Source organism: Kitasatospora sp. NPDC048722 (genome assembly GCF_040650235.1).
Classification (GTDB): Bacteria; Actinomycetota; Actinomycetes; order Streptomycetales; family Streptomycetaceae; genus Kitasatospora.
The window spans coordinates 17,059-29,947 of the sequence record NZ_JBEZGX010000056.1 but is presented as its reverse complement, the minus strand read 5'-3'; the positions used below and the strand labels follow the sequence as shown (position 1 = coordinate 29,947).

9 protein-coding genes are annotated in these 12,889 nt (G+C 75.6%); 8 read left to right on the top strand and 1 reads right to left on the bottom strand.

Features of this window, described 5'->3' with window-relative positions; genetic code table 11:
- The first annotated feature begins 9 nt into the window (after positions 1 to 9).
- The 7 genes from AB0C76_RS31975 (at position 10) to AB0C76_RS31945 (ending at position 11,380) form a co-directional block, all read left to right on the top strand.
- Complete coding sequence (locus AB0C76_RS31975; RefSeq protein WP_359972293.1) at positions 10 to 1,188, top strand: hypothetical protein; 1,179 nt, start codon at positions 10 to 12, stop codon at positions 1,186 to 1,188.
- Positions 1,185 to 3,890: a hypothetical protein gene (locus AB0C76_RS31970; protein WP_359972292.1), complete on the top strand. Its 2,706-nt coding sequence runs from the start codon at positions 1,185 to 1,187 to the stop codon at positions 3,888 to 3,890. The genes AB0C76_RS31975 and AB0C76_RS31970 overlap by 4 nt, the downstream gene beginning before the upstream one ends.
- A gap of 43 nt (positions 3,891 to 3,933) precedes the next feature.
- Positions 3,934 to 5,226, top strand: coding sequence for a hypothetical protein (locus AB0C76_RS31965; protein ID WP_359972290.1), 1,293 nt, complete (start codon positions 3,934 to 3,936; stop codon positions 5,224 to 5,226).
- Positions 5,223 to 6,779, top strand: a complete 1,557-nt coding sequence (locus tag AB0C76_RS31960) for a vWA domain-containing protein (protein ID WP_359972289.1) — start codon at positions 5,223 to 5,225, stop codon at positions 6,777 to 6,779. The genes AB0C76_RS31965 and AB0C76_RS31960 overlap by 4 nt, the downstream gene beginning before the upstream one ends.
- A 73-nt stretch (positions 6,780 to 6,852) precedes the next feature.
- Positions 6,853 to 7,497 (top strand): 4Fe-4S single cluster domain-containing protein, encoded by a 645-nt coding sequence (locus AB0C76_RS31955; protein WP_359972287.1) that lies wholly within the window; start codon positions 6,853 to 6,855, stop codon positions 7,495 to 7,497.
- Positions 7,494 to 8,873 (top strand): hypothetical protein, encoded by a 1,380-nt coding sequence (locus tag AB0C76_RS31950; protein WP_359972285.1) that lies wholly within the window; start codon positions 7,494 to 7,496, stop codon positions 8,871 to 8,873. The genes AB0C76_RS31955 and AB0C76_RS31950 overlap by 4 nt, the downstream gene beginning before the upstream one ends.
- Entirely contained in the window at positions 8,870 to 11,380 is a 2,511-nt protein-coding gene (locus AB0C76_RS31945; protein ID WP_359972283.1) for an AAA family ATPase, read from the top strand. Before AB0C76_RS31950 ends, AB0C76_RS31945 begins: the two co-directional genes overlap by 4 nt.
- A gap of 1 nt (position 11,381) precedes the next feature.
- On the opposite strand, the gene AB0C76_RS31940 is transcribed toward AB0C76_RS31945, so the two are convergent.
- The gene (locus AB0C76_RS31940; protein ID WP_359972281.1) at positions 11,382 to 12,338 is read right to left on the bottom strand and encodes a hypothetical protein; all 957 of its coding nucleotides are present in this window, start codon (positions 12,336 to 12,338) and stop codon (positions 11,382 to 11,384) included.
- Between the two features lie 222 nt (positions 12,339 to 12,560).
- On the opposite strand from AB0C76_RS31940, the gene AB0C76_RS31935 reads away from it, so the two are divergent.
- Complete coding sequence (locus AB0C76_RS31935; protein ID WP_329927776.1) at positions 12,561 to 12,887, top strand: CU044_2847 family protein; 327 nt, start codon at positions 12,561 to 12,563, stop codon at positions 12,885 to 12,887.
- Positions 12,888 to 12,889 lie beyond the last annotated feature (2 nt).

The following is a 12,889-nucleotide window of genomic DNA, read 5'->3' as shown; positions in this document are numbered from 1 at the left end:
AGACCCCCGATGTCCAACCTGCCCGACCCCTCGTCCGACCACGGCGCCGCGGCCAAGGACGGCCTGCCGCCGGAGCCGGACGCCGGTCCGGCCTGGGAGGGCCCGCACACCCAGGCCGGACCGGGCCTGCGCCCCTTCGGCCCGCCCAGCGGCCCACCCCAGCCCACGATCCCCGACAGCTACGGCGCCGTCCCCGGCATGGCGCAGGACGGCAACCTTCCCCCGCTGCCGCTGCCCTCGCCGCCGGGTGCGATCGGCCCCGACGGGCCGGGTTCCGTCCGCATCGGCCTGTGGGGGGCGCCGCGCTCGGGCAAGACCACCTTCCTCTCCTCCCTGCCGATCGCCGCCATCCAGCACAACCGGCACGGAAAGGGGAACTGGGTCATCAGCGGCATGACCAAGGAGGCCATCGAGTTCCTCAACCGCGGCATGCGCCTGCTGGCCGTCGACCGCGGCTTCCCCGGGGCCACCGCCGCCACGGCGGGCATGAGCTGGGCCTTCCAGGGCGAGGAACCGCGCAAGCTGGCCGGCACCCGGCAGGTCGGCTTCGTGCTCGACATCCACGACGTCAGCGGCGAGGTCTTCCGCCCCGAGCACCCCAGCCACGAGGCCATCGTCGACCAGCTCGCCTCGGCCAACGGCCTCGTCTACCTCTTCGACCCGCTCCTGGACCGCGAACACGCCACCCAGAGCCTGGACTTCTTCTACGCGACCCTCAACGCGATCACCAGCCGCGTCCGCGACAGCCGCGGAATGATCAACGGGCGGCTGCCGCACCACGTCGCCGTGTGCGTCGCCAAGTTCGACGACCCGCTGCTCTTCCGGCCCTCCGTCGAGGCGCGCTGGGTCACCCAGGACGGGGTCGGCGCCCGCATCCCGCGCGTGCCCGCCGAAGCGGCCGCCGGCTACTTCACCTGGATCTGCGACACCTTCCGCGGCTCCAGCGCCTCCCTCGTCCGCGACGCCCTGAACGCCTACTTCGTGCCGGACCGCATCAGCTACTACGCGACCTCCGCGATCGGCTTCCGGCTCAACGCCGACGGCATCTTCGACTACCGCCTCTACGCCAACGTCGAGCAGGTCGGCGGGAAGCCCCGCATCGCCACCTCCCCGCAGCCCATCAACGTCCTGGAGCCGCTGATCGACCTCGAACGCCGGATCCGCTCGCGCAAGATCAAGCTGCGGTGACCGCCGTGCAGCCACCCGACCCGCAGCTGCCCGGCCCCCACCGGCCGGGGCCCCACCCGCCCGGTCCCCAGCTTCCCAGTCCGCAGCGGCAGCACGAGCAGCGGCAGCGCCCCACCGCCACCGAACCCGTCACCGCGCACTGGGCCGTCCTCGGCAAGCACCCCGGCCGGGCCATGGGCTACGAGCTCCTCGCCGCCAGCCTCGACGAGGACCGCGCCCGCCGCTACCTGTGGGGCGCCCAGACCGGCACCCCCGAGGTGCGCCACCCCGACGAGACCGGCGGCCTGCCCTGGCGGGTGTTCCTGAGCGGCGTCGAGGGCGAACGCACCGCGGCCTGCGCCCTGATCGAGCAGAGCTGGGACGGCACCAGCGACGGCACCGGCGCACCGATCATCACCTCCCGCCTGCTGCTCGTCGAATGGGCCCAGGGCGCGGCGCGCAGTGTCACCTGGTCCGCGCTCGCCGACCTGGCCGCCGACATGCGCTGGCCGGGCCCGGAGGAGGGGCCGGCCCGGCCACTGCGCCTCGACCTCGGGGGCCTTTCCGTCCCCTCCTCGGCCGCCGAACTCGCCACCGTCATCGACGAGGTGGGCTTCGAGTGGACGGCCTGCGTCGCCGCCCTGCTCACCGCCGGGCACCGGATCACCATCACCGCCGACGGCCGCGCCCTGCCCACGCCCGAGCGGCGGGTGCGGATCGTCGACGCGATCGCCGCGCTGCTGCCCTACGGCTGCCGGCACTGGCTCAGCGGTGCCAGCTGGACCGGCGACTCCGACCACAAGGTGCTGCTGACCTTCGCCGAGAGCGCCCGCACCGGCCGCACCGCCGTCCGCTTCGGCACGGCCACCGCCCAGCCCGCCGATCCCGGCGCCGCGGCCTACCTGGCCGAGCTGACGCGCCTGCGGGCCAAGGGCTGGACCAGCCGGGAGCTCGTCGCCCACCTGCTGGCCGCCACCGCGCCGATCCACTGGACCGACGGCCCGGCCATGCTCCGTGTCCTGCGCGAGGTCGACCTCGTCGACGCCGTGCTCGCCGCGGTCCGCGAGGGCACCGCCCGGATCGACGACGTCGCCCGGGTGTTCGAACGCCAGGGCCTCGGGCGACTCGACGCCGACGGCCGCCGAGAGCTCTACCTCTTCGTCGCCCGCACCGCCCGCCCCGGCGGCGCGGACCGGCGCGACGACCACGCCGTCCGGCTGCTGCGCGACCACTGGTCCCCCGGGCTGCCGGAGTGGATGGCCGGGTCGGTGCTCGACGACCCCGACCCCGACCGCGGCTTCGACCGGGCCTTCGCCTGGCTCGACCTGCTCCGGGAGCTGCACGGCCCCGGGTCGGGCCCGTTCGACGAGCTGCTCGCGGCGCTGATCGACCAGCGCCGGCCCGGGCCGGTCGCCGGGTCGCGCCAGCGGTGGATCGGCGCCGTCGTCCTGGCCGCCCAGCAGGCCTTCGGCGCCGAGGCCGCACCGGCGGACGGCGTCCTGATCGCCCAGCCCGAGATCGGGCGCGCGTGGGCGCTCGCCGCGCTCGCCAAGGGCGGCCCCGGCGCCGCGGTGCTCGACCGGCTGCTGCGGGCCGCGGCGAAGGAGCGCCTTCCCGGCCCGACCGGCTGGCTGCGCTTCACCGCCTACGTGTGCGGCGCCGTCGACGACCGCGACCTGCGCCGCCCCGGCGACGCGGCGGACTTCGGGCCGGCCATCCCCGCGGCGCTCTGGAAGGAGCTCCTCGAACTCGCCGTCCACCACCGGCGGCCGCTCGTCGTCTCGCACCTGTGGCCGTCCTACTGGGAGGTCGCGTGCGGGCAGCACGGCCCCGAACTCGCGGCGGCGCTCGCCGCGGCGGCCGCCCACCTGGAGGCCGCGGCCGGGCCCGTGCTCGCCGAGTACGCGGCCGACCTGGACCTGCTGCGGCTCCGCGCCGCGCACGGCCAGGACGTCCCGCTGGCCGGCCTCGACCGGCTGCTCGCCCACGAGGCCCCGCCGGCGCTCGGCCGGGTGCTCCCGCGCCGGGGCTCGGGCCCGGCCGACGCCTACGCCGCGCGGATGTCGGAACGGCTGTCAGCCGCCGCCTCCGACAACCTCTGGCAGCGGACCGTGGACGCCCTGCTCGGCTCCCGGCCCGACCCCGGACGCTGGCCGGTCTCGCGCCTGCTGGCGGAACGCAACGTGCGGGGGCAGGAGGCGCTGGTACGGGCCCTGGACAAGCGGCTGCTCGCCGGCGAGGCCGCCTGGCTCGAACTCGGCCTGCCGCCCGCGGTGACCGAAGCGCTCAACAAGCTGCCGGGGATGCACTCGCTCAACGCCCGCAACAAGGTCCGCCACCTCCTCCAGGGGCCGCCCGCCCCCGTCCAGCTCGGCATCGCCCTGTCCGACGTGCACGCCGGCGGCTACCCGATCGACCCGACGAGCGAACTGCTGCCCGGCCTGCTCCGCTGGCGGACCGAGGAGGTGGACCTGCTCCTCGCCGAACTCTGGTACCGGGCCCGCCCGTTGGCGCAGCACCTGTACCACGTCATCCTGCAGACCCAGGGCGCCACCCGGCTGCGCCTGTCCCTGCTCAACATGGCCCACCAGGAGGCGCAACGCCAGGAGTACGCCCGGGAGTTGCTCCGCTACGACGGGTGGTACGGCACGGCCGAGTCCGCCGAATCGGCGGCCCAGCCGCAGGACCGCCGCGGCATCTTCGGCAGGAGGCGCCGCAAGTGAGGCCGGGAAGAACAGGCCGCGCAGCCGCAGGGGAGCGTGCCGGATGACCCTCGCCGTCGACGTCGGCACCCGCTTCGTACGGCTCGCCCACGTCCGCCCCGACGGCCTGCCCGCCCTCGCCGAACTGCCCGGCGCCGTGGCCGGCGAGGGCGTGCCCGTCCCGTCCGGGCAGGATCCGGCGCGCACGCTGGCCGCCGCCTGCACCGCGTTCCGGGAGCGCTGCGGCAAGCCCTCCCAGGTGGTCCTGGTCGCCCCCGAGGCCATGCCGCCGGTCTACCGGGACCGGGTCGCCGAGGCCTTCGGCCGCGCCACTCCGGTCGTCGAACTGCGGCCTGCCACAGCCGTCCTGGCACTCCTGCGACACAACGGCGAGGCGTTGGACGGCACGTGGGCCGTCTGCGCGCTCGGCACGACGACCGTAGAGGTGAGCGTGTGCGTCGCCGCGCGGCGCAGCGTCGGCGTCCGGCGGTTCGTCCGCCACACCCCGGAGGGCGGCCTCGGCGCGGCCTTCGACGCCGCGCTGCTCGGTGGCGCCCTCGCCGACGGCGGCCCGGCCGACGACGCGGCCCTCGCGGCGCTGCGCGGGGCCCGCGACGCGCCCGGCTCCGCCGCCCGCTGGGAGCGCGTCATCGCGCGGGCCGAGCGGCACCCGGCGCGCTACGACGACATGGCCGTCCTGTGGGTCGACGGGCGGGAGGTGCCCGCCGGGACGGCCCGGCACGCCCTGGCCGTGCTGCGCGAGCAGGTCGGCCACGCGGCGGCCGAGGCCGGTCTCGAGGGCCTGCCGGTCGTCGCCGTGGGCGGTCCGGCCCGGCTCGCCGCCGTCCGGCGGGCCGCCGCCGGGGCCGGTCGGCCGGTCGGGCTGCCCGCCGCGGCTGACCCGGGGCTGGCCGCCGTCCTGGGCGCCGCCCTGGTGGCGGCGGGGCTCGTCGACCCGGCCGACCGGTACCCGTACGAAGTGCTGATCGGCGCCCGGCACGTCCACCACGGACGGCTCGCCGAGACCGAGCTGACGCTGTGCGGGCCGGGCCGCCTGGTGCCGGGCGGCGCCACCGTCTTCGCCGAGCGGGCCGGGCGCCGGGTCGCCGTCGGCGGCGCGGGCGAGCGGCCGCGCGAGGCGGAGGTGCGGGTCCGGGACGGGGCCGGCGGCCCCGCCGTCCGGGTCGGGGCGGTGACCCTGCCGGCGAGCCGGGAGGGCCAACGCTTCCACATCGGGATCGCGATGGCGGCGGCCGGCCCGACCCGGCTCGTGCTGCGGCCCGCGGGCGGCTCCGGCGAGCCGCACGAGTACCCGCTCGGCGAACTGCCGGGCGTCCTTGAGGGAGACCACCGATGAATCCGACGCGCACGGCCCGGCCGACGGCCGCACTCCTGCTGCCGTTCCTCCTGCTGGCCATCCTCCTGTCGGCGCTGCTCCGGCCCGCCGTCGCGCACGCCGCGGACCCGAACCGGCCCACGCGCGCCGAGGTCTACCAGGCCCTCGGCCTCGAACACCAGCCCGCCGACTACGTCGTCCTCGTCGACACGTCCCCCTCGATGACGCAGCAGGGCCGCTACGGGACGGTCCGCCAGACGCTCCAGACCTTCCTCTCGGGGCTCACCGGCGCGGACCACGTCGCCCTGTACACCTTCGACACCACCGTCGTCGCCCGCTACATCGGCGCCGCCACCGATCCGGCGGGCATCCTGTCCCGCCTGCCCGCCGCCCCGAGTGCCAACGGCGACACCGACATCGGCGCGGCCCTCGACGCCGCGCTCGGCGAGCTGGAGCGCAGCGACGCCCTGCCGATCGCCTCCGTGGTGCTGATGACGGACGGTGAGAACGCCCCGGCGGCCGGCAGCGCCTACCCCGTCGCCACCACCTCCAGCTGGACGGCCGCCCTGCACACGCGCGCCGCCAAGCTCGCCGGGCACACCGACCTCGTCGGCTACGCCCTGCCCCTGGCGACGGGCGCGACCGGCGCGGAGCTGCTGCGCCAGGTCGTCACCGACACCCGTGAGCTCGTGCCCGGCAGCATCCAGGACCTCGGCTCCTACCTCCAGCGCGCGGGCGACGACACCCGTCTGCGGCAGGCCCGCGCGATGCTCGCGCCGGACCTCGGACAGGGCGTCACCGTGTCCTGGTCGGGGCCGGAGACGCTCGACCTGGGCAAGGGTGAGGCGACGGGCACGATCTCGTTCACGTCGCACGCCACCCGCCTGCCGCTCTCGGTCGACGGCATCGCCGTGTCCGTCGCCGGCCACCCGTTCGAAGTGTCGGGGCTGCCGTCCTCGCTGATCCTCTCCCCCCGGTCCACCCAGGACATCCCGGTGCGGATCACCGGCCGGTTCGACGGCGGGCTGCTGACCCCGCAGCACGTGGAGCACGCGAGCGCCACCGTGAAGGTCACGGGGACGGTCGGTTCGCCGTGGCAGCCCGCCCTCGCGCCGGACCTGCAGCTCGACGTCCCGCCCGCGCTCCGGCCGGCCGAGCTCCCGGTGGGTGTCTCCGGGCAGGTCGGCTCGGCGGCGACCCTGCCGCTCATGATCGGCCTGCCGCTGCTGGTCCTGCTGGTGCTCGCCCTCGCGTGGCTGCGGGTGTACCGGCCCGCACTGAACGGCGTGCTGCTCATCGAGCCGGCCTTCGGCGAGCAGATCCCCGAGCACGTCCCGCTCACCGGCCGCCGGGTGCAGCTGCGCCCGGCGCTGGGCGGGGCCGGGCGGGTGCGCGGCCGACGCCGGGTGTCGGAGCGCGGCGCCCGGATCGACCTGCGGATCCGCTACAGCCCGGACGGCTCGCAGGCCCGCGCGAGTTCCGTCACGTGCGCGCCCGGCAGCCGGGTGGTGGCCGCGGGCACGGCGTTCGTCTACCAGCCGGTGCCCGCCGATCCGCCGGGGCGGCCCTCGTGAGCGGGCGCAGCGAGCTCGTCATCAAGGGGTGCGCACGGGCGAATGCCGCTGCCGAGCGCAGGACGGTGGGCGCATGAGCCTCGTGAACGTCGCCGCGACGCACGTCGGCACCCGGGCGCTCGGCCCGGGGCTGCGCTCGGTCGTGTGGGTGCAGGGCTGCCCGTTCACGTGCCGCGGCTGCATGTCCCCGGACTGGATCCCGGACCGGCCCGCCCGGCTCGTCGCCCCCGGCGACCTCGCCACCGAGCTGCTCGCGGACGAGCGGGTCACCGGTCTGACGCTCTCCGGCGGCGAGCCGATGGCCCAGGCCGCCGCCCTGGCCGAGACCGTCGAACTGGCCCGCGCCCGGCGGGACGTCTCCGTCCTCTGCTTCACCGGCCACCGCCTCGAACGCCTGCGCGACCACCCGCCGCACCCGGACGTCCCCCGCCTGCTCGCCCTCGTCGACGTGCTCGTGGACGGCCTCTACGTGGCCGCCCACAACACCGGACGCGGCCTGCGCGGCAGCACCAACCAGCGGGTGCACCGTCTCAGCAGCCGTTCCCAGACCGATGACCACGACTACGAGAACGGCCCGCGCCGCGCCGAGATCGCCCTCGACGGGCCCGAGGCCCTGCTCGTCGGCGTGCCGCCCGAAGGCCTCCTGGAGGCCTTCGACACGGCCGTCACCACCGTACGGAACAGGATCGCGCAAGCAGACCCCGGGAGGGCACGATGAGCGGCCGCAAGCAGATCCAGGTGGACGAGTCCCAGTGGTACCGCCTGCTGAAGAGCGCCGACGAGCTGAAGACGGTCCGCCGGGACCTCCCCAAGCTCATCCAGGGCGTGCGCGAGCAGGCCCGCGCCGACATGGCCGGCGAGTTCGAGGCCGTGCGGCGCCGCCAGCAGCAGAGCGAGGAGGCCGTCCGCCGGCTCAGCGACCAGAACCGCGCGCTGGAGGAGGAGACCAACCGGCGGCTCCACCAGCAGGCCGCCGACCTGCACCAGCGGCTGACGCGGACCGCCGGGGAACTCCGCGCCGAGACGCGCGCACAACTCGACGAACAACGGCGGAGGTTCGAGACCGACCTCGCCGAGGAACGCCGCGAGCGCCGCGCCGAGATCGCCGGACTCGCCGCCGACGTCAAGGAGCTCCAGCACGACCGCACCAGGGCCGAACAGCTCTCCGCCGCCTGGCTCGCCGACGCCGGGTCCATGGCCGATCTCATCGCCGACGCGCTCCCCCACGAGCGCTACGCCCCGGGCGAATTGGAAGCCGTCCGGCTGCGCCTCGGCCAGGCGCGCGGCAACCACGACCTCGGTCGCTACGACGCCGCGCTCGCGGTGGCCCAGGAGGGCTACTACACCCTCAGCGAGCTACGCGTCCGGATCGAACAGGCCGAACTGCTGCGCCGGTCCTGGCAGTCCGCGGCCGTCCAGGCGGTGCTGCTGGTCGAGCAGCAGGTGCGGCGCAGCGCACAGCTGCCGGTCGTCGGACCGGATCGGCAGGAGATCCCGGGCTACTCGCTGGACGTCGACTTCTGGTCCGCCGGCGCCCTGGGCGAACTCGGCGACCGCCTCGACGAGTTGCTGGCGCGCTCGCGCGACGAGACCACCACCGCCGAGGAGCTGGAGCGCATCTGCCGGGAGGAGGCGCCGGCCCTGGAGGCGCAACTGGCCGACACCGTGCGGCAGGCGCGCCTGTGCCAGCTCGCCTCGCAGATCCGCGTCAACCTCGCCGACGAGGTGGTCCAGGCGCTGGCCGAGACCGCGTTCTACGCCTACGTCGAGGACGACTTCGTCGGCTCCGACCAGCGCGGCGCCCACATCACCCGGCTCCGGCACGAGACCGGCAGCGAGATCGTCATCGACGTCGACACCGCCGACCCGGCCTCGGGCCACAGCGTGATCCGGGTGATCTCCTCCGACCGCGACACCGAGGCGGAGGCCGACCAGCGCGCCCGCGCCGAAGCGGTGCGGCGGATGCTGGAGGCGGGCGGCCACCAGGCGCACGCCCCCGTCCCGATGCCGCGCCTCGAACCCGGCACCCCCGACCTCAGGACCGACGATCCCCGCTACGACCTGCGCCCCAGGCCCCGGGGCGAGGGCGCGTGAGCGCACCCGCGCGCGGCGAGCGCTTCCGCGACCTGCGCCTGAGCACCGACGAGCCCTTCACCGTCCTGTACGGCCCCGGCGTGGACGACGTCTTCGTCGACCCGGACTACCGGGTGCGCACCCTGGAGGAGACCCTCTGGGAGCTGCTCCACGCCGAGGGCTACCAGCGCATCGTCTACTCCTCGCTCAGCCGCCCGCTGTACTTCCGCGACCCGGAGTCGCGGCGGCTGAGCCGACCGGGCGGGGAGCCCACGCCCGCGCGGCCGGCCGGCGCGATGCGGCGGCTGCGCGGGCCCCTCGGCGCCCTCCGGCTCGCGCCCGACGCGCCGCCGGCCCCGGCCGCGGCGCCGGCCCCCGTCACCGGCGTCGCCGACCCCTTCGCGGTCATGACGCACCTCGGCCAGCTGCGCCAGCGCGAGGTGCGCACCGCCGTCGTCTACATCCAGGCCGAGGAGACCCTCGTCCACAACGAGGCCTCCCGGCAGCTGGCCGGCGCCCTCGCCGACCGGGCGCAGGACCGACTCGGCCGCAACCGGTGGATCTTCGTCTTCCGCCGCTCCACGCTGGAGGAGGTCGAGCGGGTCGTCGCCGACCGGCGCGTCTACCCGGCCCTCGCCGCCTTCCTGCGCACCGAGATCGACCAGCCCGCCCGGGGCGGCGCGTTCCGGGTCGGCTACCCGGAAGAGTCCGAACTCGGCCGCATGGTCCAGCAGTTGCGCCTGCGCGAACACCTGCGCATCAGCGACTGGCGGGAACTCGCGCCGCTCGTTCGCTCCTTCGCGAGCACCCCGCGCCGCGCCTCCGCCTGGCGCGAGGACCTGCGCCTGCTGATCGCCGACGGCGCCCCGCTCGACCGGCGCACCGTCCTCGAACGGCGCCTGGTCACCACCGTCACCCCGCACGACGAGAGCCCCTGGGCGCGCCTGGAGGCCATGCCGGGCCTGGCGCCCGTCAAACGCCACCTCCACCGCCTGCGCAACCGCATCGAGGCCGAACGCGCCCTGCCCGCCCGGCGCGACGCCGCCACCCAGCACCTCCTGTTCACCGGCAACCCCGGCACCGGCAAGACCACCGTCGCCCGGCTGATCGGCGAGATCTACCGCGACCTCGGGCTGCTGCGCCGCGGCCACCTGATCGAGGCGGACGCCTCCGACCTCGTGGCGGGCTACGTCGGCCAGACCGCCGAGCGGACCAACGCCCTGATCGACCGCGCCCTCGACGGCGTCCTCTTCCTCGACGAGGCCTACGCGCTCAGCGACCAGCGGGACGGCTTCGGCGGGCAGGCGATCACCGCACTGCTGGCCCGCATGGAGAACGACCGCCACCGGCTGGTCGTGGTGCTCGCCGGATACCCCGACAAGATGCGCGAGTTCCTCGCGGCCGACCCGGGCCTCGACCGCCGGATCCGGGCACACATCGAGTTCCCCGACTACGACCCGTCGACCCTCCTCACCATCCTTCTCGGCATGCTGAGCGAACGTCAGCTCACGCCCACGAAGGAGGCCCGCGAACTGCTGGAACGGGTCGTCACCGGCATGCACCGCGTCGCCCGCGAGGGCTTCGGCAACGCCGGGGCGATGCGCCTGCTCGCCGACGACCTGTTCGACACGTGGGCGGGCCGCGTCCAGCGGCAGGTGCACCTCCCGCTGCTGCCGGCCGACCTGCCCGAGCGGTACCGCTCCTACCCGCCGAAGCCCGTCCCGGCCGCGGCCGACCTGCTCACCGAACTCGACCACCTGGTCGGCCTGCGCGAGGTCCGCGAGTTCCTCACCGGCCTCACCGAACGCCTCGCCCTGCGCCAGGCCCGCGGCCTGCCCGGCACCGCCGTCCCGCACATGCTCTTCCTCGGCCCGCCCGGCACCGGCAAGACCACCGTCGCCCGCCTGGTCGGCCGCATCTGCCACGCCCTCGGGCTCCTGCACACCGACGAGGTCGTCGAGGTGACGCGCGCCGACCTGGTCGGCCAGTACGTCGGCCAGACCGCGCCGCGCACGCGCGAGGTGGTCCGCTCCGCGCTCGACAAGGTCCTGTTCGTCGACGAGGCCTACAGCCTCGCGTCCGGCGACGGCCGCAACGACTTCGGCAAGGAGGCCGTCGACACCCTCCTGCGCGAGATGACGGAGAACCCGGGCCGGCTCGTCGTCATCGCGGCCGGCTACCCGCGCGAGATGCAGCGCTTCCTCGACGCCAACAGCGGCCTGCGCTCCCGCTTCGGCGAGACCCTGCACTTCGCCCACTACCCGACCGCCGACCTCGTGCAGATCCTGCGCAACCAGGCGGCGGCCCAGCGCTACCGGCTCTCCGACGACGCCGCGCGCCGAGCCGCCGCCTGGTTCGACGCCCAACGCGCGGCGCGCCCGCACGACTTCGGCAACGCCCGGGCGGTGAGCGGGCTGCTCCGGACGATGGAGACCAGGCTGGCCCGCCGCCTCGGACCGGGCGGCTGGGACGGACCCGCCGAGGAGCCGATCACCTTCGCGGGGGAGGACGTGCCGCCGTCGGGGTGAGCTACTGGTCAGCCCAGGACAGGGCGGTGTGCGCCCCGTCGTCCGCCTGCTCGCGGCGTTCCAGCAGGCCGGCGAGGATCTCGTCGACCCGGGTGAGCCTCGCCTCCAGCGAGGCCGCCAGCGCCTCGGCCTCGACCAGCGCCGAGCGTGCCTCGCCGTCCGCCTCCACGCTCTCCGGCGCGAGCACCCGGGCCAGTTCGGCGTCCGCGTGAGCGTGCAGGCGCAGCGAGGCGAGCTGCTCGACGCGCCGGGTGCGCACGCTGTCCAAGCGGTCCCGCACCTCGGCGAGGCGCGCGCTGCTCTCATCGAACCGCCGCTGCTCGACCGCGAGTTGGTCGTCCACGTCCTGGGCGCGGGCGAGCCGGTCGCGGGTCTGCGGCAAGAGCGCGGCGAGCTGCTCCTCCGAGAGCCGCACGAGCCGGTCGGCGCTCGTGCGCAGGACGTCCTCGACGCCGGAGTCCTTGCCGCGCAGCGCCAGCAGGCGGGCGGTGATGACCTCCTGCTGGTGGGCGAGCCCGTCGAGCGCCGAGACGATCCGCTCCAGGCGCCGCAAGTCGTCGACCTGGCGCCGCAGTTCGGTGAGCTCGGCGAGCCTGCGGCGCAACTCGTGCTCGCGCTGTTCCAGTTCGTCGAGCGCCTCCCGTTCGGCCTGCACGGCCCGCTTGGCCGCGCGCAGCCGGTCCGCGAGGTCGCCGACGTCGCGCCGGACGGCGGCCCCGGCGAGCACCGCGTCGAACAGCACGTCGACCGCGTCGCGCAGGCCCTCCCCGGCCGTCAGCGCGTCGTCGAGCTCGTACAGCGCTTCAAGCGCGGACGCGCCACCGGGCCCGCCGTCGATCCCGCGCAGTTCGGCGCACACCCACTGCAGCGCGGCCCCCAGCACCCGCAGCGACGCGACGACCTCGCCGTCGCCCACCGCTTCCAGCGCCGCCGCGATCTCCCGCCTGGCCCGCTCCACGCCGCCACCCCCAGCCGTGCCCCCAGCCGTACCCGCGTCCGGGCCCCGATGGTAGCGGCGGAACGCCCGCCCGACACCCGCAACCGCCGATCTCCCGGGGCCCGTTCGCACAACCTCGCACCCCTGCCGGCCCGACTCCGCCAAACGCCCCCTCCGCACCCCCGCCGACCGCTATCCTGCGACCGTCGCACCACCGCACGACATCACCAAGTGGGGGTCACCATGCCGGAGTTGCTGCGCTTCCAGGGACCGGACGACTCCTCCCTCGTGGTCGAGGTCGACGACGACTCCCCCGGCATCCAGCTCGTCTCCCGCGGCGACGAGGGCATCGCCGAGGCCGCGCACCGCCTCGACGCCGCGCTCACCGCGTGCCGTCCCACGCTCGAATCCGTCCTCGCGGTCCTGCGGCACCTCAAACCCGAGGAGATCGAGGTGTCCTTCGGCATCAAGCTCAACGCCGAGGCCGGCGTCGTCATCGCCAAGACCGCCACCGAGGGCCACTTCGACGTCACCCTCAGCTGGAAGTCCGGTCCGGCCGCCGCGAGCTGACC